The sequence below is a fragment of the Zarconia navalis LEGE 11467 genome, assembly GCF_015207075.1.
Classification (GTDB): Bacteria; Cyanobacteriota; Cyanobacteriia; order Cyanobacteriales; family Geitlerinemataceae; genus Zarconia; species Zarconia navalis.
In genome coordinates this window covers 1-24,736 of the sequence record NZ_JADEXN010000011.1, presented here as the reverse complement: position 1 = coordinate 24,736, position 24,736 = coordinate 1, and the positions used below count along the sequence as shown (strand labels likewise).

17 protein-coding genes and 1 pseudogene are annotated in these 24,736 nt (G+C 49.3%); 13 read left to right on the top strand and 5 right to left on the bottom strand.

Features of this window, described 5'->3' with window-relative positions; translation table 11 throughout:
* Positions 1–241 (bottom strand): annotated as a pseudogene (locus tag IQ235_RS01505) (NADH-quinone oxidoreductase subunit B); the annotation flags it as partial.
* Positions 232–594: a photosynthetic/respiratory NAD(P)H-quinone oxidoreductase subunit C gene (gene ndhC, locus IQ235_RS01500; protein ID WP_264319729.1), complete on the bottom strand. Its 363-nt coding sequence runs from the start codon at positions 592–594 to the stop codon at positions 232–234. The gene ndhC and the pseudogene IQ235_RS01505, both read right to left, overlap by 10 nt.
* A 311-nt stretch (positions 595–905) precedes the next feature.
* Between ndhC and IQ235_RS01495 the strand changes: the two genes are divergently transcribed.
* The 4 genes from IQ235_RS01495 to urtA all read left to right on the top strand — a co-directional run bounded on the left by IQ235_RS01495 (position 906) and on the right by urtA (position 9,379).
* A complete protein-coding gene (locus tag IQ235_RS01495) occupies positions 906–4,481 on the top strand; it encodes a PAS domain S-box protein (RefSeq protein WP_264319728.1) in 3,576 nt (1,191 codons plus the stop codon).
* 224 nt (positions 4,482–4,705) lie between these two features.
* Entirely contained in the window at positions 4,706–6,055 is a 1,350-nt protein-coding gene (locus IQ235_RS01490) for a tetratricopeptide repeat protein (RefSeq protein ID WP_264319727.1), read from the top strand.
* Positions 6,056–6,067: 12 nt separating this feature from the next.
* The gene (locus tag IQ235_RS01485) at positions 6,068–7,108 is read left to right on the top strand and encodes a tetratricopeptide repeat protein (protein ID WP_264319726.1); all 1,041 of its coding nucleotides are present in this window, start codon (positions 6,068–6,070) and stop codon (positions 7,106–7,108) included.
* A gap of 168 nt (positions 7,109–7,276) precedes the next feature.
* Positions 7,277–9,379, top strand: a complete 2,103-nt coding sequence (urtA, locus tag IQ235_RS01480) for an urea ABC transporter substrate-binding protein (RefSeq protein WP_264319725.1) — start codon at positions 7,277–7,279, stop codon at positions 9,377–9,379.
* A 132-nt stretch (positions 9,380–9,511) separates the two neighbouring features.
* Here the strand turns inward: urtA and cutA are convergent, their stop codons facing one another.
* Genes cutA through btpA form a run of 3 tightly spaced genes read right to left on the bottom strand, consistent with a single transcriptional unit; the run spans position 9,512 to position 11,647 of the window.
* A complete protein-coding gene (gene cutA, locus IQ235_RS01475) occupies positions 9,512–9,847 on the bottom strand; it encodes a divalent-cation tolerance protein CutA (protein ID WP_264319724.1) in 336 nt (111 codons plus the stop codon).
* A gap of 51 nt (positions 9,848–9,898) precedes the next feature.
* Positions 9,899–10,789 (bottom strand): vitamin K epoxide reductase family protein, encoded by an 891-nt coding sequence (locus IQ235_RS01470; RefSeq protein ID WP_264319723.1) that lies wholly within the window; start codon positions 10,787–10,789, stop codon positions 9,899–9,901.
* Positions 10,790–10,798: 9 nt separating this feature from the next.
* Positions 10,799–11,647, bottom strand: a complete 849-nt coding sequence (gene btpA, locus IQ235_RS01465; protein WP_264319722.1) for a photosystem I biogenesis protein BtpA — start codon at positions 11,645–11,647, stop codon at positions 10,799–10,801.
* A 309-nt stretch (positions 11,648–11,956) separates the two neighbouring features.
* On the opposite strand from btpA, the gene IQ235_RS01460 reads away from it, so the two are divergent.
* The 9 genes from IQ235_RS01460 to IQ235_RS01420 all read left to right on the top strand — a co-directional run.
* Entirely contained in the window at positions 11,957–13,012 is a 1,056-nt protein-coding gene (locus IQ235_RS01460) for an SGNH/GDSL hydrolase family protein (protein ID WP_319592534.1), read from the top strand.
* Positions 13,013–13,567: 555 nt separating this feature from the next.
* Positions 13,568–14,419 (top strand): glucose-1-phosphate cytidylyltransferase, encoded by an 852-nt coding sequence (rfbF, locus tag IQ235_RS01455; RefSeq protein WP_264319721.1) that lies wholly within the window; start codon positions 13,568–13,570, stop codon positions 14,417–14,419.
* The gene (locus IQ235_RS01450) at positions 14,343–15,380 is read left to right on the top strand and encodes an NAD-dependent epimerase/dehydratase family protein (protein WP_264319720.1); all 1,038 of its coding nucleotides are present in this window, start codon (positions 14,343–14,345) and stop codon (positions 15,378–15,380) included. The genes rfbF and IQ235_RS01450 overlap by 77 nt, the downstream gene beginning before the upstream one ends.
* A 339-nt stretch (positions 15,381–15,719) precedes the next feature.
* On the top strand, positions 15,720–16,952 hold the full coding sequence (locus IQ235_RS01445; protein WP_264319719.1) for a class I SAM-dependent methyltransferase: 1,233 nt from the start codon (positions 15,720–15,722) through the stop codon (positions 16,950–16,952).
* 49 nt (positions 16,953–17,001) lie between these two features.
* Positions 17,002–18,579, top strand: a complete 1,578-nt coding sequence (locus IQ235_RS01440) for a VanZ family protein (protein WP_264319718.1) — start codon at positions 17,002–17,004, stop codon at positions 18,577–18,579.
* Between the two features lie 77 nt (positions 18,580–18,656).
* Positions 18,657–19,886, top strand: coding sequence for a class I SAM-dependent methyltransferase (locus tag IQ235_RS01435; protein ID WP_264319717.1), 1,230 nt, complete (start codon positions 18,657–18,659; stop codon positions 19,884–19,886).
* A gap of 702 nt (positions 19,887–20,588) precedes the next feature.
* Entirely contained in the window at positions 20,589–21,770 is a 1,182-nt protein-coding gene (locus tag IQ235_RS01430; RefSeq protein ID WP_264319716.1) for an S-methyl thiohydantoin desulfurase family protein, read from the top strand.
* A gap of 183 nt (positions 21,771–21,953) precedes the next feature.
* A complete protein-coding gene (locus tag IQ235_RS01425; RefSeq protein WP_264319715.1) occupies positions 21,954–24,434 on the top strand; it encodes a filamentous hemagglutinin N-terminal domain-containing protein in 2,481 nt (826 codons plus the stop codon).
* A 121-nt stretch (positions 24,435–24,555) separates the two neighbouring features.
* A partial coding sequence (locus IQ235_RS01420) for a hypothetical protein (protein ID WP_264319714.1) occupies positions 24,556–24,736 on the top strand: 181 nt, incomplete at its 3' end.

Sequence of the window (24,736 nt, the reverse complement as noted above, 5' to 3'; positions counted from 1 at the left end):
GTACTAACCCGAAGCGATCGAAATCGAATCGAGAACCGATGAGGGCCGCAAACTCGATAAAGCAGCAAGCCGTTCCGTACATCATCGGCCACAAACTCGATAGTCGCGCCCAGTTATAGAGATCGTCTACCGTCGTCAGAATCAAATTTTCCGAGAGTTCTTGGGTGACTTCCGGTCGCCCCATCGGATTTGATAGAGGTTTGTCGGGGGTCGTTAGTGGTATATTTTCGCTCATGACCATTCCAATGCGCCTTTGCGCCATGCATAAACTAGGGCTACCACCAAGATGGTGATGAAGATGAGAGCTTCGATAAAAGCCAGGAGTCCGAGTTGGTGGAACGCCACGGCCCAAGGATAAAGAAACACCGTTTCCACATCAAAAATAACGAAGACCAGGGCGAACATATAGTAGCGGATGTTGAACTGAATCCAAGCACCGCCGATGGGTTCCATCCCCGATTCGTAGGTGGTATTTCGTTCGAGGCCCATACTTTTGGGTCGCAGTAGCTTCGATGCAGTCAGCGCCAAAATCGGCACGAGACTACACAGGATTAGGAAGCCTAGGAAGTATTCGTAGCCGCTGAGAACAAACAAAATATGTAATGACCGTATCGGTTTAAAAGCGTACCTTTACTTATATTTACAGAAAATTGCGATAAAGCCCACCCTCATTTCGAGAGGACGATCGCAATCGCTTATTCGTAAAGTCAATAATTTCCATCCTTAAGGATGGTGGCAATCGCACCCGTTCTCAGGCTATATCAGTAGGGTAGGGGATACTTCGTAGAGGTTGCATCATGACTCGCTAAGATTGAGTCATCTAATAAGAATAGATTCGGTGCCGATCTTCCTCCGTGTCACACACCCGACTTCATATGCCATCTCACTCCCAGACCCTCTCACCCATGTCTACTGTATCCGTTGAAGCGGCTATCGACCCTCATACTATAACCGTTCCTCCGGATATTTCGGTCAAGGAGGCAATCGCTCGGATGAGTCCAATTCGGATTTCCTGTTCTCGATCGAGTAACGGAGTTTTTCCCCAACGAGATCGAGCCGAAGAGACCCGTGCCAGTTATGTGTGCGTGGTGGAAGGAGAACGGTTGCTCGGTTTGCTCACCGAGCGAGAGATCCTTCGCTGCTTCACCCAAGATACCAATTTGGAGAAGTTGAGCGTTTCCGAGGTTGTCGATCGGCATTTTGTGGCACTGGACGAATCGACCTACCGAGATCTATTTTGTACTATCAATCTGCTGTACCACCATCGCTTGCGCCACCTACCGATCGTTACAGAAGGGGGAAAACTCCGGGGTGTAGTCACCTCCGATGGCATTTGCAACGTTCTCAAATCCCTCAATCCCTTTGAGTGGCGTCGGGTAGAAGAAGTGATGAGTTCTCCGGTGCTGGGCGCAGATGGTACGGCTTCGGTGTGGGAAGTGACTCAGTTAGTGGCTCAGCATCGGGTGAGTTGTGTGGCCATCGAAAGTTCGACGAACGGAAATGGGAGGTCTCATTCCCTTGGCGTTGTGACCGAAGCTAACATCGTTCAATTTCTGAATTTGGGTCTCGATGCTCGGGCGGTTCCCATCCAAACCATTAGCAGTGCGCTTCCCAACATCCTTCGACCCGGAGATCGATTGCAGCGTGCTTACGAGCAGATGCAGCAGCATCAGGTACGACAATCGCTGGTTTTCGACGGTCAAGACGAACTCATTGGTATCGTGACGGAACGAGATTTAATCCGATCGCTCGCTCCTATGGAACTTTACAACACTGTCGATTTTTTGCATCGCCAAGTTCACAGCCTCCAAGCTGAAAAAGCGGCTTTGTTGGAAAGACACAACCAAGAACTCGAACAAGAAGACGATAAATTCAGCTTGCTCAATGAGAGATTGCAGCACGAAATTGAAGAACGCCAACTCGCTCAAGCGGCACAAAGAGCCAGCGAAGAACTTGCTGGTGCCACCTTCGATCGCGCTGCCGTGAGTATGTTTCACGCCCGACTTGACGGTCAGATCGTTAGAGCCAACGGTCAGTGTTGCAATTTGCTCGGCTACGCACCCCCGCAACTTCAGGGAAGATCGCTTTTCGAGCTGTTGCATCCAGATGACCCTCCACTGAATCCCAAATGGCTCGACCCCTTGCTCGAGGGAAAGCGCGCCAAGGCTTTTAAGGAGCTTCGCTTCTTACACAGTACCGGTTCCGAGCTGTGGATCGAATTGAATTTGTCGGTGGTGTCTAGGGCAACCGGCGAACCGGACTACTTAATTGGGGCGATCGAAGATATTAGCGATCGCAAGTATGGAGAAGCTTTACTACAAGATTGTGAAGAGCGCTTTCACGCCATCTTCGAGCAAGCAGCTGTCGGGATGGAAATTTGCACTTTAGAAGGGCGATTTTTTCGACTGAATCAAAAATTTTGCGACATCGTGGGATACAACCGGATCGAACTTTTAGAATATATTACTCACCCTGACGACCTGCAAAAAAGTCAAGAGTCGATGCGTCAGTTATTAGACGGTGAAATTCCACATTACTTGATGGAAAAGCGCTACATCTGTAAAGATGGCTCGAGCGTTTGGGTCAGTGTCATGCTGTCCCTGATGCGAGAATCGACCACCGGCGAACCGAAATATTTTATTGGTATCGTTCAAGATATTGACGCTCGCAAACGAGCGGAAGTGGCTCTGAAGGAAAGCGAACGTCGATTTCGTTCCATGTTTGAGAGCCACAAATCGATTATGTTATTAATCGAGCCAGACTACGGTGCGATTATCGATGCCAACCAGGCTGCCGAAAGTTTTTACGGTCAAACTCAAGAGCGGTTGTGCAGATTAACGATTTTCGACCTGCATCATCTTTCCCGACAGCAAGTCGAACAGGAAATGAAACAAGCCAAGCTCGAACTTCAAAATTCTTTTGTCGTGCCTCACAAAACCAGTCGTGGTGAGGTGCGATGGGTGGAAGGCTTTTCTAGCCCGATCGAATATCACGGCAAGCAACTTTTGTTTTCGATTCTCCATGATATTACCGATCGAAAACAAGCCGAAGAAGCCTTGCGAGAAAGCCAACGTTTCGTACAGCAAATTGCCGACTCAACCCCCAATATCCTCTATATTTACGATTTGCTCGATTGTCGTCATATCTACGTAAACCACGAAATTATTACGATTCTCGGCTATACACCGGAAGAATTTCAAAATATCGATACCCAAACTCTAAAAGAAGTCATCTACCCTGAAGATTATCCTCGATTTTTGAGCCATATTCAGAAATTTGATATTGCAAAAATAGAAGATGTATTCGAGCTAGAATTCAGAATGAAGCATGCCAACGGTCAATGGCGTTGGCTATATCGAAAAGATACGCTCTTCAATCGGAATACTGACGGAAAAGCTCAGCAAATTTTGGGGACGGCAACGGATATTACCGAACGCAAGCAGATGGAAGATCGCTTGCAGCACGCAAATCAAGAACTACAAGGCTCTGTCAACCAACTGCAACTTTGGAATTACGAAATGAGACTGTTGGGTAAGATGAGCGATTTCCTCCAAGCTTGCTTGACTGTTGAAGAGGCTTACAGTGCCATTTCCGATCTACTTCAACCTCTTTTTCCCAATTGCTCCGGTGGCGTATTCGTTCTCGAACCCAGTTCCAATATGGTGGAAATCGTTTCCAATTGGGGCGAAGGGTTGCAAAGTGAAACCCTATTTACCCCAAATGACTGTTGGGCTTTGCGACGCGGATTGCTCCACGAAGCTCAACAAAATAGCCCCAATTTATTCTGCAGGCATACTCACAACAGTCTCCGACCCGCAGAATCCCTTTGCGTTCCCATGATGGCTCAAGGAGAAATCATGGGATTGCTTTATCTGTGTTCCCAAAAAGAAGGAGAATTGTCCGAAGCGAAACATCAACTCGCCCGCACGGTATCGGAGCATCTTTCCCTGGCACTAGCCAACCTCAAACTTCGGGAAACCTTACACAATCAAAGTATTCGAGATCCTTTAACGGGCTTGTTCAACCGACGGTATATGGAGGAGTCTCTCCAACAGGCACTTCATCGGGCAAGTCGAGGGGAATACACCCTGGGAATTGTCATGGTCGATGTGGATCATTTCAAAAAGTATAACGATACCTGGGGTCATGAAGCTGGCGATATTGTCCTGCGAGAATTAGCCCACTTTTTGCAGAATAGTATCCGCGCCTCAGATATTGCCTGTCGCTATGGTGGGGAAGAATTGACCTTGATTTTTCCGGGTATGAATTTGGAAGAAACCAGAAAACGCGCCGAGCAAATTTGTCAAGATGTGAGACAGCTTAACCTCCACTATCACAACCAACCTTTAGGCACAATTACGATCTCTTTGGGGATCGCGTGTTTCCCCGAACACGGACAGATTGGTGAGACTTTGATTCAAAGGGCAGATGCCGCACTATATCGGGCAAAGTCAGAGGGTCGAGATCGGGTGGTGGGTTGAACCTGTCAGATCTCGGGTGTATGGCATCGATCGCGCAGCGACAACCCGGCTATTTCTAGTTTATAGCGGTGCGAAACGTCCTAACCTGAATGCGTATGCGATAGAATTCAAAAAAATTCTCCCCGTCTCTCAAATAGAAACCTGTCGAGAGGCCGGACAGCAAGGGGTTTCCCAATTTTCTCAAATTAGAACTAGACTGGGAAGATGTTACCGTGCGGATGCCGATGCGTCTTAGCTCCTTGAAATCGATCGCTGTGGTTTTGGCGATGCTGCTGGTTGCGACCAATACCGTGTCAGCACGAGTCCAGGCAGAACGCCAGCTCGTTGGCGAATCTCAAACCGCTCGGGCGGATGTATCCCCATCTGTGGAGCGAGGGCGCGATCGCTTGGGTTCGACTCTCGTCGGGTTGGCGCTATTGCCGGTATTTGGAGGAGCTAGTGTTGGATTACTTCTGCACCTGCTAGAGAAACGCGCCCAAGGTTACCTGCGCCAACTCAACACCCTAGAAAATCGGGCGATCTCCCAAACTGACGCACTCGCCACCGAAGCTAGAGTTGCCATCGACGAAATTCGCTCTTACCTCGATCGTCCCTTCGATAAAACGATCGCGTCTCCCCGCTCAGATGGGTACTCTAGTTCTTCTACCCACCCTGTAAGCCCCGAACTGCACCGCAACCCAACCGGTTTCCGTCGAGGGGAATCTGTTAACGTCGCTCCAGTCTCATCGGCTCTCGATCGAGAGCCAACCCATGCAAATTCGCATCCGAGCGCCCGAGCGCCCGACGAGAGAACAACGGGACGAACCTATCTCGACGTTTGCGATCGCCCAACCCCGACCCGAGATAATCGCGCCGGTGAAGACTGCGCCCAGGGCAATCATTTATTTTTGGAAGCGCGGTATGCCGAAGCGATCGTGGCTTACGATCGGGCAATTCAACGGTGTGGGAGCTACCATCAAGCTTGGTGCAACCGAGGCAGTGCCTTTTTTCAACTCGAACAGTACGAACGGGCGCTCTCCGATACCGACCGGGCTTTGGCTCTCCAACCCGACTACGCCGAAGCCTGGAACAATCGAGGTACGATCCTCGCCAAGCTCAAACGGACTCCAGAAGCCCTTATTTCCTACAACAAGGCCTTGAGACTGCAACCGAAGTATCCCGATGCTTGGATTAATCGAGGGCTGGTGCTCGTAGAGTTGGGACAGTATGGAGAAGCGCTCTTCGCTTATACCAAAGCTGCCGAATATCAGTCGGGCGATCGCGATCTTTGGTTTTATCGAGCTCAGGCGTTCGTTGCACTCGAACAATATTCTAATGCCCTCGACGCGCTCGATCGCGCCCTCGAACTCCAACGGTCACAACCCAAATTTTTCTATTGCAAAGCCACCTGTTATGCCTTACAAGGTAATATCGATTTAGCCTTAAAAAATCTCCAACAAGCCATTCTCTTGGGGAGTGACAGCGGTTTCAAATTCGAGAACTATCGAGCGCGAGCGCAAACGGAACCCGCATTTACTTCCCTTGGCAACGATCCCCGGTTTCAGCAGTTAGTCGGTCATCCCTCGCTAGATTAAGCGTTGTCGATTATGAAGATTAAACCCCAAGTTGTCCTTGCTCTTTCCACTGTGCTCCTATCTGCGGGAGTGGCTCGATCGCAAACTCCGCCCGCATCTCCACCACCGGCGACTCCCAATTCGACGCCCGCACCCTCTGGGGCGACAGTAACTCCCGTCGCACCGGTAACTCCCGTTCCCCAGCCGGTGGGAATGTCCCCCGAGGATGTCGAGGAACTCGTGCGCCAGAGCGTGCGGGAAAATATCGAGAATAGCAATCTTGTTGAAGAGCGCGTAGAAGTTGCGGTCGATCGGGAAGTGAGCCGAACCCTGGGAGTCACGAATATGCTCTTCGCGACTCTGCTGTGCGTGTTAGGCATCGCTGTGATAGGAGGAGGTGTTGCCCTTTGGTTCGTGCGGCGCAACACCATCGAGCGAGCGATCCGAGAAGTAGACGATCGAACCGATACCTTGAAAGTCGAGCTAGAACGGGGAATTACCTCAACGCTGGCGCATCCGAAAGCGCTCGGTCCCCAAGGTCAGATGACCCCAGACTCCACCCAACTGCAAGACGTGGTATCGATGGCGCTATCGGTTCAAAATATTATGGCTAGCGCTCGCGGCGCTTTAGAAGAAGCCGTACAAACCCAAGAGCGTTTTGGCGAACAACTTCAAGAACTCACTCGCTATCAATTGAAGGATGCTCGGGCTTTGATGGAAGCAGGTGAATACTCTTCGGCGATCGAGTTATACGATAAGGCCATCCAACTCAATGTCGACGATCCCGCTTTATTATGCGATCGCGGCGCGGCACTGGTGCAACTGCATCGGTACGATGAGGCGAGCGATGCTTATAAGCGCGCCACCGAACTGAGTCCGGAAAACGCCGAGATTTGGTACGATCTGGCCCGCTGCCGCGCGTTGCAGGGGAGCGTAGCGCAAGCGGTGGCAAACCTCAAGCAAGCACTTCAACTCAATCCTCAGATGGGAGAAAAGGCAAAATCCGATGCGGATTTCGCAATCGTTCGGGAAAATGAGTGGTTTCAAACGACGGTGGGCGATCGACAATCGTGATGAAGATGTCATGATGGAACTGTAAGGGCGAGAGTGAAGACAGCAAAATCCCATTCTGCCCGACAGTTTCCCACTTTCAGTCCCTCGACTCGATTCGGAGTCGCTGCCAACCTTGAAGTGCGATCGATTCTCGGTCAACTTAGGGACACCCATTTGTAGAATACGCCAATGAGTCAGCTTTCGAGTCGCACACCAGTCCGAGTCGGCATTTTACATTCCCTTACCGGGACGATGGCCATTAGCGAAATGCCCCTCAAAGATGCTGCTTTGATGGCAATTTCCGAGATCGATCGAGCGGGCGGGGTTTTGGGTCGCTCCATCGAACCCATTGTCGAAGATGGTGCGTCCGAGCCGACAACTTTCGCTCGCAAAGCTGTTAAGCTGCTCGAACGAGACAAAGTTGCCAGCATCTTTGGGTGCTGGACTTCTGCCTGTCGCAAGTCGCTCGTTCCAATTTTCGAGCAGTTTAATTCTCTATTGTGGTATCCCGTTCAGTACGAAGGTTTGGAAAGCTCCCCAAATGTATTTTATACCGGAGCCTGTGCCAACCAGCAAGTAGAACCCGCCATTCGTTGGCTACTCGCAAATCAATACCGACGTTTCTACCTTTTGGGTTCGGACTATGTTTTTCCGCGAACGGTGAATAAAATTATTAAGGCACAGGTCAATCGAGGTCAGGGAAAACTCGTTCGGCAAGAATACGTCCCATTGGGCAATCGGGAATTCGAGCGGATTATTCGTAATATTCAAGCCACTCAACCGGATGTGGTGGTGAATACCCTCAATGGAGATAGTAACGTTGCCTTTTACCACCAGTATTACGATGCTGGAATTAGAGCCGATCGCATTCCGATTTTTACCATTAGCGTGTCCGAACACGAGCTGCAATCGATCGATCGTCAAGCGATCGTCGGTCATTATGGAGCTTGGGGATATTTCCAGAGTATCGACACACCTGAAAATAAAATCTTCGTTCGTCATTTCAAAGCTCGATATGGAGCCAGTCGAGTGACCAGCGACCCGATTCAAGCTGCATACATGCAGGTTTATTTGTGGAAACAAGCGGTTGAGAAAGCCGGAAGTTTTGAAATTGATGCAGTTCGAAAAGCCGCCATTGGTTTGAAGTTTCGAGCTCCCGAAGGCATCATTCAAATTGAACCCAACCATCACGTCCGACAAACAATTCGGATCGGTCGAATTTTACCCACAAAACAATTTAAAATTTTATATACTTGCGATCGCACCATCGAACCTCAGCCTTGGCTGGGTGTTGAGAAGCCTGATTTTACAGCAACAGATGTGATTATCGATTTACTTTCAGAAGTTCCTCAATCTATTCAATATAGTTGTGAATTGAAGGAGAAATCGAACGAACTCATGACCGCCAACATCAAATTAAAAGAAACGTTATCTGCTCTTCAAGCCGTTCAGTCTGACAGACAAAAAGCACTAGAAAAATTAGAAAAAGCCAATCAAAAAATAACAACTTTAAATCATCAGTTAAGATCGGAAAACTCTCGATTGAGTGCTGAGGTCGAAGTTACGCGAAAACTCCAACAAATGCTCCTGCCGACGGAAAAAGAATTAAAAGAGGTAGAAGGCTTGGAAATTGCAGGTTTTATGGAACCTGCCGATGAAGTGGGGGGAGACTACTACGATGTTTTGCAACATAATGGCAGAGTAAAAATTACCATTGGAGATGTCACCGGACATGGATTGGAAAGTGGCGTTCTCAGTCTGATGATTCAAACCGCCGTGCGAACCCTACTTGAGAGCAAACAAACCGATCCCAGACAATTTTTAGATATTCTCAACCGCACGATTTATGGGAACATTCAGCGGATAGACTCTTATAAGAGCATCACTTTGTCGATTCTCGATTACCACGATCGCCAACTCTGCGTGAGCGGTCAGCACGAAGAGGCGATCGTCGTGCGCGAGGGAGGACGCATCGAGCGTATCGATACCCTTGATTTGGGTCTGCCATTAGGACTCAATCCCGATATTACCGAATTTATCAACTGCCACTCGATCGAACTCAACCCAGGCGATGCGATCGTTCTCTATACCGACGGCATTACCGAAGCGGAAAATTCTCTCGGGCAATTCTACGGTATCGAACGTCTGTGTCAAACTATTTCGAGTCACTGGAATTTTCCCGCTAGCGAGATTCGAGAAGCGATCGTGACAGATATACGTCGGCATATCGGTACTCACAAGGTTTACGATGACATTGCTCTGTTGGTTCTCAAACAGAAATCTACCCATTAGACGATCGCGCATTTCGAGATCGGAGTCGATCGAAGTGCATAATCTCTCCGACCCGATCCTAGATATTAGTGTTTGGAGTTGAAAACAGCACTATCCCCTCTGATGGAATTTCGTCGGAGGGGTCTTTCTTTTTCATCGCTGTTCGCGGGTCATCGCCCCAATCCAGTCGAGATAGGGAGTAGAACCGGCAACGATCTCAGTGGCGATGATTTCTGGCACGTCGTAGGAGTGGAGCTGTTTCACCCGTGACTCTAGCTCCCAAAACAGGGCTAAATTGGTTTTGATAACCAACTGCCATTCGCTATCGGAATTAATTTCCCCGTTCCAGGAATAAATCGATCGAACGGGCGTTAACGTCGCGCAGGCCGCGAGTTTTTCTTCCACCAAAGAGCGAGCGATGGTCTTGGCTTCTTCCTCAGAACTCGCCGTTACCAGTACGATGCCGTATTCAGATTTACTTGCACTCATCGTTTTATTTTTTGACTCGAATCGATCTCGAAGCCTCAATGGTCGCCAGCTTTATGATTCATCGGCGATGCCGAAATCCCGCGAACCAGAGTAATCCGACAAATCCGCCAACTGGTCTAAGGTTTTCACCCCGTCATGCAACTCGCCATCAATTTTCCAGGTGGGAAACCCTTGGATGCCTTCAGAACGACACAATTGGGTTTGGGAATTTTCCGCATCTTCAGCGCATTCGACGTAATCGACTTTTTTAAAGGCCTGTTCCCCGAATAGCTCTTTTTGATCTTTGCAGTGGCTGCACCAGTAGGCCCCGAACATTTTCGCGTCCGTATCGCTTAGATGGCCGGCCAGTTCGATCGCTCCTGGAGAAGATGCACCGACCCCAGTACCGTTAATCCCCGCATAGACTCCTAGTGTCCCCACCAGGGTCACCATCGCCACGGCGATGCCCGAAAACAGGAGTTGACCGATATCGTCCCAGGCACGACCGACGATCGATAATATAAATAAACTCAACGAAAAAATGGCTGAGGTGATGCAATAGATACAAACCGCTTTAATTTCGGTAGCCAGCAGGTACATCAGGTAGCTGCTAAAAATCACCATCGCCGTCCCGCCGAGAAACAAGAATAACCCCGTCCACCGATCGAGTTGGGCGTGGAGTTTCTTATTTTTGTCCGGACTGACCAACAAAGGAGAGAGGGCGAATACGGTCATCGCGGTATAACCCAAAAACCCAAATAGGGTGAGGGGAAGACCGAAAACGGTGGCGTAGGGGCTACTCAGGACGGCGTCGCATCCCCCCGAAGCACAAACCCCAGAGATATCCCCCCGCAGTTTGACAACGGTCAGAAAAGCCGTACCAATGGCTCCGATAATAGCGATCGCCCCCATTATGGGACGAGACCAGCGATGAATCCAAGGAGTAGAACGTCGGCGAATCATAAGCACTTTTTAAGAATGCAGTTTCACGGAAGAGTTAGACTTTGTCTGCATCTGGGGTTGTCGGGCACGTCTCATGGCTTCGACAAATTGCGCCACCCGAATTGGATCGATAGGTTGTTCGATGTCCCCCCGTCGTTTGAGAGAACTCGAGACGATCGCCCCATCTGCGGCTTGGATCAAGGTGCCGATATTTTCCCAGTTGGCCCCACTACCAATGAAGACCGGTTTGCCGTTGGCGGCCTCTGTTGCTAATTTTAGATCTTCTAGACTCGGCGGGCTACCGGTGGCCGGCCCGGAGAGAATCACCCCATCGGCTAACCCCCGTTCGAGGGTTTCTCGGACGGCAACCGTTAGGTTGGGAGAACCCAGCGGGCTGGCATGTTTAACCAGGACATCCGCAAGTATTTTGACATCGCTGCCCAATTCCCGTCGATAGCGCAGGAGTTGGTGGGCTTGTCCTTCGATCGTCCCTTGATCGGTTACCATCACGCCGGTCAGGACGTTGACCCGGACGAATTTTGCCCCCACGCAAGCGGCGATCGCCAGTCCGCTGCGGGCATCGTTTCGCAGCACGTTAATCCCGATAGGCAGGGTGACTAAATTCATCAGTCGATGCACGATGAGCGTCATAGCACTCACCACCGCTGGATCGACTTGGTTGCTGGTAAAGGGCGCATCGAAAAAATTTTCGATAATAATGCCGTCTACCCCTCCAGAGGCGAGGGCTGTGGCTTCTCGGGCGGCTCGATCCATTACGGCATTTAAACTTCCTCCCCAACGGGCGGAAGTGGGCAGGGGCAACAGATGGACGACACCGATAATCGGGTTGGATGTTTTAAAAATTGGCTTCAAGTCCACGTTATTTGTCTCGGACTCATTTTCGATCGTCTACAGAATGGTTTCAATCCCGACCCAATTTCCGTTCGTTTAGCGAGATTCAGATGTGAATGTAAAACGAACGATCGGAAGGTGGGGAACGGTAAAAGATAATAACATCAATTGAACTTCATCCCCCCGGTTCGCGTGTGGGTGTCTGATTTCGCGATTTTCTAATTTCGCGATTTGTATTGGAGTGCTCGAACATCTCCCTATCTGGAATTATAGAAGAGTTCGCGAAAACAACGATGCCGTTGTCTGTGAAGGCTGGCACGAGTGGCTTGTCCTGGCGTGCGACAAAAGCAAAATGTTCGAGCCGAGCCAGTGCGTCCATATTGGAGCGCGTTGCGCTATAAACTGAGATCGGTTTATCTCGCCTACCCGATAAATGTGGTTAAATTTGCTCTAGTTACCGTAGCGATCGCCCTGGGCTTGCTGGCGATCGCCGAAGTCGGTCTCCGAGTGCTGTTTGGCTTTGGCAATCCGCTTCTCTATATTGCCGACGATCGCATCGGATATCTGCTCGCACCCAACCAGCGTACCCGTCGTTTTGGCAACCGGATCGAGATTAATAGCTATTCGATGCGTTTCGAACCCATTTCGCCGCAACCCGAAGCGTCTACCCTGCGGGTGCTGTTGTTGGGGGACTCGATCGCCAGTGGGGGCTGGTGGACGGATCTCGAAGATACGGTTTCGGCCCGAATCGCTCGGTTATTGCCCGGAAAATTGGGCGAATTCGGCGAATTGGGCGATGGACAAATTGAAGTACTTAACGCTTCGGCAAATTCCTGGGGGCCGCGCAACGAGCTTGCATATCTCGAGAAGTTCGGCTATTTTCACGCTCGGGCGGTGGTTGTGCTGATCAACACCGATGATTTCTTTACGATCGCCCCAACCTCTTTACCCGTGGGCAGCGATCGCAACTATCCCGATCGCAAGCCGCTTCTGGGCTTGACTGAAGTCATCGAGCGCTACGTTCTCCCGGAACCGACGATCCCCGAACTCGATCGACTGCACCAAGAAAAAGGCGATCGGGTGGGGAAAAACCTGGCGGCGATCGAACAAATTCACGCGCTTCTCGCAGCGGATGGAATTCCCTTGATTCTGGCTCTGAGTCCTCTACTTCGGGAAGTGAGTCCATCCGGCCCGAAAGATTACGAACTCAAGGCGCGCGATCGCTTGCAAACCCTTGTCAGCACTCGCAACATTCCCTTCATCGACTTTTTGCCTGTGTTCGCCGCTATGGAGCAACCTGAGTTACTTTACCGCGACACTATTCACCCCAGCGCCGAAGGCAATCGCATCCTCAGCGATGGTATTTGTCAGCTTTTAATCACAGTTTTGTAAGTGATTCCCGAAGTGACAACGGCGATCTCTGGCAATCTTTCCAATTCAAACTGAATTCTGATTGACTGACTTTACGTATTTTCCCCGATCGAACTTTTTCACAAAGTGCTGTAGATAGTAAAGATTGCGTAAAGGATCTTGTTGCCCTCTAAAGCACTCTGCTAGAATTCGACTACGCAAAACAAAATCATGTTAAAAATTGCGTATATTTACCGAGCATTTGTTAAAGTGGAAGCTCTAAAAATTGGGTTCGTACGGACGTAAATTTTTAGATGGAGTAGCCCTCCTGAGTACCTAAGCGATTTTTTTTAAATTGCGATCGCCAATCGAGTAGATCGAGGAATTGATTCGTATTCCTTTGCCAATGACGAGTTTCTTGGCAGATCGAAACTTTGAACTTTTATTACAAGAAATAGCGATCGCACATAAAAATCCATAACTGAGCCTGAGAAATAGACAGCCCGATCGGATCGAGTTCGGAGTTGCTTTAACTTTCGCTCGGTTTGTGGAATCGCGTACGAACTTTAAATTACAAAATTTAATGGAGAATTGGTGATGAAAGTCGGCATTCTAGCGGGCGGTTTGGGAACTCGCTTAGCAGAAGAAACAGAATCCAAGCCCAAACCGATGGTTGAAATCGGGGGGCGACCCATCATGTGGCACATCATGATGCATTACGCCCACTACGGCTTCAAAGATTTTGCCATTGCCCTAGGCTACAAAGGGGAAGTCATCAAAAAATATATGGTGGACTACTGTTCCCTCAACAGTAACCTGACGGTCAATCTCGAAAGCGGTCAAGTCCAGATGCACGGCGGACTGCGCCCCAATTGGACGATCGATTTAATCGATACCGGACTGCACACCAACACTGGCGGCCGCATCAAGCGCTTGATTCCCTATATGGGCAACGAAACCTTCATGCTGACCTGGGGTGACGGCGTTTCGGATATAAACTTGCAAGATTTGCTCGCCTTCCACCGCCATCACGGAAAACTCGCCACCATGACCGTGGTGCGACCCCCGACCCGCTTCGGTTTGCCCGTTCTTGAGGGCGATCGGGTCATCGAATTCTCCGAGAAACCGCAGATTAAAGAAGGCTGGATTAACGGTGCGTTTTTCGTCCTCGAACCGCAAGTCTTCGACTACATTGGAAACGACAACACCCTTTGGGAAAAAGAACCCCTCGAAACCCTGGCCAAAGACGGTCAACTGATGGCTTATCAGTACGACGGGTTCTGGCAATGCATGGATACCCTGCGCGATAAGCGCCGCTTGCAAACCCTCTGGGATGGCGGTAATGCACCTTGGAAAATTTGGGAGGAATCGAATGCGAGTCTTAGTAACGGGTCACAAGGGCTACATCGGGACGGTACTCGTACCTATGCTGCTAGCCCAACAACATGAGGTTGTCGGCCTCGATAGCGATTTATTCGAGCGCTGCACCTTTGGCGAAGGAATTGAGGCGATTCCCGAAATCCGCAAGGATATCCGGGACGTAGAAGCCTCCGATGTGGAAGGATACGATGTCATTCTTCATCTGGCCGGGCTTTCCAACGATCCCTTGGGCAATCTCAATCCCAACCTGACCGCCGAAATCAATTATCGGGCATCGGTGCGGCTGGCCCAACTGGCCAAACAAGTTGGGGTTGGTCGGTTTATCTTTTCCTCCTCGTGCAGTAACTACGGCGCGGGTGGAGAAGAATTGCTCAACGAAGAATCGGCATTTAACCCCGTCACTCCCTACGGCGAGTCGAAAGTGGGTGTCGAGAAAGATGTCAGTCAGCTTGCCGATGACAACTTCAGCCCCACCTTTTTGCGCAACGCCACCGCTTACGGCGTGTCCCCCCGGTTGCGTTTCGATTTGGTTCTCAACAACCTGGTGGCCTGGGCGTTTACCACCGGGCGAGTTTATATTAAAAGCGATGGTACGCCTTGGCGGCCTATCGTCCATATCGAAGATATCTCGCGGGCTTTTATCGCGGCGATGAACGCACCGCGCGAAGCGGTTCACAACGAAGCCTTTAACGTGGGGCGCAACGACGATAACTATCGGATTCGGGAACTGGCGGATATCGTCGAGGAAGTGGTTCCTGGCTGCAAAGTCGAATACGCCGAAGATGGCGGCCCCGATAAGCGCTGTTACCGGGTGGACTGTAGCAAAATTCTCCGAGTTCTGCCAGACTTCAAACCCCAGTGGAACGCCCGGCGGGGAGCCGAGGAGTTATACGCGGCCTATCAAAACATCGGACTAACCCTCGAAGAATTTGAAGGGGAAAAATACAAGCGTATCGCTCATATCCAATCCCTCCTAGGAAGTGGCAAACTCGATGGAGATTTGCGCTGGAAAGCTGCCGTCTCGGTATAGCTTGCTAGATGTGGAATTGTGAGATGGAAATGGTTAAATCCAATGCATTTAACCATTCCAGGACGCAAAGTTTTGACGGGTAAGCCGTGTTGAGGCACGAAGCGTACCGGGGCGACTCAATTTAGGACGGACGCGTCCGTCCTAAATCCGCCTAACGCACATCATTTTAAAAGTCTGAGGGTGGGCAGTTCTTCCAACGGCTCACCCGATTCCCAACTCAGAAAATTTCTGGATCTTTTCGGATCTTCCCAATCGCGATCGCCCTCCATATTGAATGCATCTGATTCAGGATTATCTCGATCGCTCGCCATTGAATTTAGATTAGGAGCAAGCACAATTATGTCCGAGGTTATGCCCCCTTGCCGTTCTTGCGGACATCCGGACTTAAAATCGGTCATCGACTTTGGTTATACCCCCTTAGCCGATGGGTTACTCACCAAAGACCAACTCAATAAACCCGAATATACCGCACCGCTAGAACTGGCATTTTGTTCCCACTGCGGACTCGCTCAAATTACCACGAGCGTACCGCCAGAAATTTTATTTTGCCAGGATTATCCCTATTTTTCCTCCGTTTCGCCCTCCCTACTGCGACATTTTGCTGGCAGTGCCCAAAACATTCTAGAATCGAGAAATCTCGATTCTCATAGTTTGGTCGTCGAGGCCGCGAGTAACGACGGGTATATGCTGAAAAATTTCGCCGAAAAAGGCATTCCCGTTCTCGGCATCGATCCGGCAAGCGGCCCGGCAAAAGCCGCCCAAAAAGCGGGAATTCCCACTCGCTGCACCTTTTTTAGCAAAGAACTTGCCGAGAAGTTGCGAGAGGAAGGAAAAGAAGCGGATGTTTTCCTGGCTAATAATGTTTTAGCTCACGTCCCCGATTTGAATGGTTTTGTTGCTGGAATCGGGATTTTATTGAAAGAAACGGGAGTGGCGGCGATCGAAGTGCCCTATGTGGTGGATTTGGTAGAACATGGTGAATTCGATACCATTTATCACCAGCATTTATGCTACTTTTCAGTAACAGCCCTTGACAAATTATTCCGACGGCACTCTTTATTTCTCAACGATCTTAAGAGAACTGCGATTCACGGCGGATCGTTGCGGCTGTTTGTAGAGCCGTTCGAAGCGGTGAAAGACTCCGTGAAATCGATTTTACAAGAAGAAGCCGAGCGTGGAGTCGATCGCTTCGATTACTACGGAAATTTTGCCGGTCGCGTCGAAAAAATAAAACAAGAATTGATGGCAATTCTTTGGGATATCAAGAAACAAGGGAAGCGAGTTGCGGGTTACGGTGCTGCGGCAAAAGCCACGACATTACTGAGCTACTTCGATATTAATAAAACGCTGCTCGATTACGTTGTGGATTTGAATCCGTTCAAACACGATCGCTATATGGGTATCAATCACCTACCCATTTTCCCCCCATCCAAACTCCTAGAAGACAAACCCGATTACGTTTTAATTTTGGCTTGGAATTTTGCCCAAGAAATTATGGAGCAACAATACAACTATCAGAAAAATGGCGGTAAGTTTATTGTCCCGATTCCTTCCCCCGAAGCGATCGGTTAATTTAGGCGAAGACAAGAGAAAACGAAACGAAAAGCAAAAGGTAGCTTAGATGAGCGTTTGCAAACGACCTCCCAAAATCTCGATCGCCCAAATCGATCGACTCGTCGAGAAAGCATTACCGGGAATTGCCATCCTTGGCGTGGCGATCGTACTAATCGCGACGCTATTTCCCTTTAACTTTTCAGGAACGCTCCACTTTTCCGTCGAAAAACTATCAGACTTTTTTTTCCGACCCAGCAACTCCCTCGATCGAATTAAAAATCTCTTGATGCTGTTTCCTTTTGGGTTTGGATTGGGGGGGTGGCTCATTGGGAAACGTAGCGGCAAACTAACAGCCGCGATCGTGGTTTTACTTGCGAGTCTGGGTCTATCTTTTATCGTCGAATCGTTACAGATGTTCTTGCCCCAAAGATACCCCACCTTCATCGATTTATTCACCAATACCCTCAGTGGATGTTTGGGGTTTTGGGGTTACGATCGATGGGAGGCGATCGTTTCCTACTATAGGCGTGCGGAAGACCGTCACCCGAAATCCTACTTTTCAACACTCAAATGGATCGCGGTTTTTCTGGCATATACCCTGTTCGTTCTGGGTACCTCTCTGGCACTGCAAGGGTTGACTCAACCGAGTAACTGGAACCCAAGATTCCCTCTGATTATCGGCAACGAGAACAATGGCGGACGACCTTGGCAGGGATCGGTTTCCGAGTTAGCCATTGGCGATCGCGCTTTGAGGGAAGATGCCATTGCCGAAATTTTTGCCAAAACTCCAGTATCCAAGGTGTTTGGCGACTCCCTCGTGGCTTCTTATGCCTTGACGGGGGAAGATGGTTACCGCGATCGATCGGGCCAGTCTCCAGATTTATCCCCACAAGAAAAATCATCCCCCACGGGAGACGAAACGTGGCTGGCCACCACAAACGCCGCCACGGTCATCTCCCAGCGCATCCGCCAGACGGCCCAGTTTTCCCTCAGTGCGATCGTGGCGACAGACGACATCACGCAAACCGGACCGGCGCGAACGATCTCTCTGTCGAGAGATACCCACCATCGCAATTTGACCCTCGGACAACGCGAAGAGAATTTGGTGGTGCGCCTGCGATCGCCGATGACGGGGAGAAATGGAAGCGATCCCGATCTGACCGTTGCCGGTCTGTTTGCCGATACCCAACCCCATCATCTGGTTCTTTCCTTTGACGGTTCGGTACTGCAAGTCTACATAGACGGGGTGCGATCGCCCAACTCCATCGATCTCAAATCCGGACTGGCCTTATATCACCTCTTTGAAGTGCCTCTAGAAGCAACCGCCATTGACCTGCGGCGATGGGGTTATTACAGCCTGATCTTGGTGCCGTTCGGTATTTTATTGGGTTGCATTCCCCTGCGCGTCAGCCGACGGAAACTGTATCTTTTGGCAGTTTCTAGTGGAATTATCTTACCGGCTTTGTTACTCGAAGGTCTCTTAGCATTAGAAGCTGGGAGGTCAATGCGATCGGATAATTTATACCTCAGTTGGGTTTTGATTTCCCTCTCCCTGTTGCTATTTAAGGGAGGACAAATAGGGTTGGGAAGAGCGCTCGCCTCCCATTCGCGATCGAACTCAGAATCGATCGCTTCAGAAATTTAAGTTGGTAAATTTCGGCAAGTTTCATTTGAAATTGTCTATTATCAATCGTTCGTTTTTAAAAGATCGGGAGCAAAAAAATGAGTCAGCCATCTTTGTTAAATCACACGCACCTCGGCGAAGAATTTAAAATCATCGAGCATACCTGTCCAAATTGCGGTCATCACGAACTTTCAATTTTCTATGAAGTTCGGAATGTCCCCGTACATAGCTGCTTGATGATGCCAACCCAACAAGAGGCGATCGATTTTCCCTGCGGCGATGTGGTTCTCGGCTTTTGCGGTAATTGCGGCTTTATCACCAATGTTGAATTCGACTCCAAATGGTCGGCTTATGCCCCAAATTACGAAGACCAGCAAAGCTTTTCTCCCACGTTTAATAAGTTTGCCCTCGATTTAGCCAATCGCTTAGTCGAGAAATACAATTTACACGATAAAGATATCGTTGAAATTGGCTGTAGTAAGGGCGATTTTCTGGTGCTGATGTGCGAGTTGGGAGACAATCGCGGTGTTGGTATCGATCCGTCGGCTGTTGTCGGACGAGTTCAAAGTCCGGTTGTCGATCGCATTGAATTTATTCAGGATTATTACTCCGAAAAATATGCCGATCGCGTGGGAGATTTGATTTGCTGCCGCCACACCCTCGAACATATTTATCCCACCGCAGAATTTGTCGGAACCGTTCGCAGTTCGATCGGCGAACGTCTCGACACTTCAGTATTCTTTGAAATTCCCGATATGGGTCGCGTCCTGCGGGATTTAGCTTTTGAAGATATCTACTACGAACATTGCTCTTATTTCACGCCAGGTTCCCTCGGACGGTTGTTCCGCGTCAGCGGCTTTGAAGTGACAGAGATCTATCTAGCTTATGGAGAGCAATATCTCCTCATCGAAGCCCAACCCGTTTCTACTCTATCTCAAGTTATTCATCATACAGAAGATAGCGTCGAGGAAATTGCCCGAGATGTTCGGCATTTTGCAGCTAATATTAATGCCAAGCTAGAAAAATGGAAGCGAGATCTCCTGCAATGGCAAGCCCAAGGTAAGCGAGTTGTTGTTTGGGGTTCTGGGTCGAAATGCGTGGCGTTTCTAACGACTTTAGATACCAAAGAACAGGTTCAGTATATTGTCGATATCAATCCCCATCGCCACGGTAAATTTATTCCCGGTGTGGGTCAAGAAATTATGTCGCCGGAGTTTTTGAAAGAGTATCAGCCGGATATCGTCATTGTTATGAATGGAATTTATTGCCCGGAAATTCAGAAAATGCTCGATGATATGGGTGTTCAAACGGAACTGAAAGCCATTTAAGCTAGGAAATCGGACAGCCGCAAACCTCCGACCTCCAAACCTATCTCTAGCTTCTCACAGAAGGAGTTTGGGATAGGTTTGATTTTGATGAACTGACAAATATTTTTGATGTCGCAGGACTTAGACAAAGCTTCTCATTCGCCGTTTATCCGTCAGTGTGATGGGTTTGCGGTGGATTGAGACAGATATTTGGCTGGAGATGAATCCCAATATTGCAATATTTTGTTGGTGCGGCTAAAACAACCTTCCTTATTTTCACTTAAATTTAATATGAAATATCTCCTACAAATTAAGTGTTTATACGAATAGACAAAAGTAAAAATTAGAATTATCCTGGCTGGCAAGTTACAAACTCATGAACCTTAAGAACACTATCCATTCAAAGTCATTCCAAACTCACAGAGTTTGTGGACTTTACTTTTAAACCTGGGTTAGATCTATCTTTTTGCATATCCTTTCTTGTCTCTAGCTAGAGTAAGTGTATACACCCATTGAAAAATGAGATCTGACGATATCAAGATTCAACCGTGTGTAAAACACTAGTTTGCTGACACAAAATATCCGATCTTTAATGTGCTCAGTTATTTAAAACTCGAACAGATCGTACCTATTTATTGTTAAATAGGGTGTTTCTTTAAAGGCGATCGTATTGATTGGATTGACTCAGATGAGATAGCCAAATTTTAAGCTTGGAGAAATTTAATGAGAGAACTGACCAAAGAGCAAATTCTGAACATTTGCTACGGAGCTACTTTCCTTGGCAGTGGTGGTGGTGGACCATTTACAACGGGAGATCACCTAATCGGTTCGCTCCAGACGACCCAGGGACCGCTCGGTTTATCTAAAATTGTCACATCCCTAATCGATAAATCTCTCGCAGATGGAGCGACCGTAACTGTCAATACGGTAGATGAGGTTGATGATGCAAACGGCTTAACAGTCATGGTTGCCTTTATGGGATCGCCCGATGCAATGTTGAAACTCGATAGTATCGAGCCAGCCATCGCCGCTTTTGATAAGTTACAAGAGCAGCTCGGTCAGACAATCGGTTATGTGATTCCTGTTGAGGTGGGTGGACTTAACTCAATTGCTCCGATTCTCGTTGCTGCGGAGAAAGGCATTCCCGTCATTGATGCCGACGGTGCGGGTCGAGCTGTTCCCTCCCTGACCATGACGACATTTGCTGCTGCGGAGGTATCGCCGAATCCCACTGTTCTTGCAAACAGTCCAACCTATGGCACTTCTGCTTTTGTCAAAACGGCTGCTGAGGCAGAAGCCTTTGCACGACCAGTTTTATCGGTGTTTGGCGAAGAGGCTGGTTTGGCAATGTGGGCTATGGATAAGGATACTCTTGATGGAGCTGTTCCGATTCGCGACACCTTGCAATTAGCTGAAGACTTAGGGGCGATTCTGACATCTAGTTCCGGACAATCTACAGAGGTCGTAATCCGTACTCTTGTAACAAAACTCACCGATTCTGGTTTAACCGCTGGCGAAATCTTTTCGGGCGAAGTTCAAACCCCAGAAACGAAAACCCAAGGTGGGTTTGACTTCAGCACAGTGACCTTACGGGCTACAGATGACACGGAAGTTTGGATTTACGTCCAGAATGAAAATTTGATTGTCTGGAATCCTCAAACAACGGAGTCAATGATTACAGCTCCCGATTCAATTTGCTATTTATATGTCGATGATGTGAGTGGTAGCATTCTTCCATTTTCTAATGCAGACATCGAACCGATGGGAATCGTTGGTAAAACAGTATATTTGATTGGCATCACGGCTCGACCAGCGCTTTCACAATCTCTTACGATTGTCAACAGCTTTAAGAAATCGTTAGCCGATCTTGGCTTCCGAGTTCCTTATTCCCCCTTCTCCCCATAAGGAATTGAAATAATTGAGTTGGAAGAGGTTGAGTTTTCGGGTTCAACCTCTCTCGTGTGGGGTGTGTCGAGCGATAAATTTTAGTAAGTATTTACACGAATAGATAAAATTACGCATTTAAAGTAAAGTTACTGACCAAAATAATGGCTCCCGAAGCGCGCGCAAAACTAACCGATCCCATAAATGTCTCTCAAAGTCACCTGCCCTCTTTCCATTGCCAGCCTCTTGGCATCGATCGCCTTTTGTCCTCAACACACTGTTGCTCAAATTGTCCCCGATTCTAGCCTCCCGACCAATTCGATCGTCACTGTCGAAGATGCCATTCAGCAAATTACAGGTGGTACTCAAGCCGGAGGCAATTTGTTCCACAGCTTCGGAGCATTCAACGTCCGCACCGGAGAAACTGCCTTTTTCGACAATGCCTTAACTGTCGAGAATATTATTACTCGTGTGACTGGCGGGCAAATTTCCCAGATTGATGGGTTGATTCGCGCTAATGGTGCGGCAGATTTATTTTTAATCAATCCCAGTGGCATACTCTTCGGTGCGAATGCCAGCTTAGATATTGGCGGTTCGTTTGTGGGCAGTACTGCGGACGGTATTCAATTTGACGACAACAGCATTTTTAGCGCCACAAATCCCGATGCCTCTCCTCTACTCACTGTAAGCGTACCCATTGGCTTGCAGTTTAATTCATCGCCCTTACCAACGAGTACCGGAGCTAATCCAGGAGAGATTCGCGTAGAAGGGTTGGGACACGAAATTCGCCAACCCCAACTCTCTCCCCACATCAGAGGACCAATCTCAGGTTTACAAGTGCCAACGGGAAATACCCTGGCGTTGGTGGGAAGAAACATCACTCTCGACGGGGGAATGCTCACTGCTCAAAGCGGACGCATTGAATTAGGTAGCGTTGTCCAGGGAGAAGTGAGCCTTGCGACAACGGAAGTGGGTTGGACGTTCGGCTACAATAACATATCCAATTTTAGGGATATTACATTGCTTTCCAAGTCCGCTGTCGATGCCAGCGGAGACCCGAGCGGCTCGATTCACCTACAAGCAAGCAATTTAGAACTGCGCGATGCATCAATTGTGTTGCTTCAAAATCAAGGAGATCTGCCTGGTGGGGATATTACAGTCAACCTTTCCGACTCATTAATGGCGATCGGTTTGGCTCCCGAACGACCGCTACCGAGTAGTTTAATCAATGAAACAGTGGGTTCTGGAGATGGAGGTAACTTAGAAATTTCTACCCAACGCTTGATTTTTCTGGATGCGGGACAGATGGGGACTCGTACCTTTGCACCCGGAAAAAGTGGGGATGTCATTGTCAATGTTTCCAACTCCGTGCTGTTAGCTGGATTTTCCTTAGATCTCAACGGCGAACCTTTTATCAGCAATATCTTGACACTTAGTAACAGAAACTCGGGCAAGCTAGGCGATATCAGAGTCTCCACCCGACAGTTAACCATTCGAGATGGAGGACTGGTCACATCCTTTAGTTTTGGAACCGGAGATGGCGGTAACGTGGAGGTGAACGCTACTGAATCGATCGAACTGTTTGGGTTCAACCCCAACTTTTCCGGCAGCAGCTTATCGACAACGAGTCTGAATGCTGGTAATGCTGGCGATGTCCTTGTTAATACGACCCGGTTAACGCTGCGAGATGGGGGTCGAGTGGATGCCAGTAGCATCGCCACGGGCAATGCTGGCAACGTCACGGTCAACACTTCGGAGTTCGTGGAAGTTCGCGGTACAGTTCCCAATCCTCAGTTAATTACCCCCAGTCTCATCGGTTCGGCGGCCAATATTCCCGATCCGGCATTGCAAGAATTTCTGGGATTACCTCCAATTCCCTCTGGCAGTCCTGGCAACGTGACAATTAACACCCTGGAACTGCGGGTGAACGATGGGGCATTGGTAACGGTGCAAAACGACGGTACGGGGAATGCCGGGAAGTTATCGATTCGCGCTGGTTCCATCTTCCTCGATGATGGCGGCATTACTGCAACGACGGCCTCCGGAGAAGGAGGCAACCTCTCGGTGCAAGTTCGCAACTCCCTACAACTGCGAAATGGCAGCCAAATTAACTCCGAAGCTGGGGGAACGGGAAACGGCGGCAACATTACCCTAGATACCGACACCCTAGCCTTACTCGAAGCCAGCCGCATTAACGCCAATGCCTTCGAGGGAACCGGAGGCAACATTGCCATCAACACCCAAGGTATTTTCGTCTCCCCCGACAGTGCCATCACCGCCAGTTCCCAACTCGGAGTCGATGGCATCGTCCAAATTACCAATCCCGACGTGGATGCCGCCGCTGGGCTGGTAGAACTCAGCAGCGAAGTCAAAGACAGGCGCGATCGCGTTGTCTCGGGCTGTGCGATCGCGTCCGGTAACTCGTTTACGATTACCGGACGCGGCGGTCTACCGGAAAACCCGCTCTCTCTGATTCGAGGTGGAAGGACGTGGGACGATTTGCGAACGTTGACGGGGGATGAAGTGTCCCTAGATCGGGCATTATCTATTTCGCAGACTCCCTTAAGCCCCCCGCAAAAACTTCTCGAAGCCACGGGATGGGTGGTCCGCAATGATGGTACTGTCGAGCTGGTGGCCGATCGAGCTGGGGTTCCCCGTTCTTGGAGCCAAAGACCGCAGTGTTAACGCTGAACGATCCATTGCGATCGAGCTTCAACCCAGTTGTGCCAACCAACGGCAATGACCATGCCCATAGCTCACCACACATCCCGACACCCGAGCCAAAATTTAGAAGTATGGAGTAACCTTGCTAAGTTTGAAAAAGGCGATCGCTCCATCATCCATGTCACTCCAACTCACCCGCGCTTTTTCTCTTGTCAGTGTCTTGGCATCTTTCCCGATCTTTCCCCAAGAGACTGTCGCCCAAATCGTTCCCGATGCCAGCCTCCCAACCCATTCGACGGTCACGATTGAAGATTCCGTTCAAC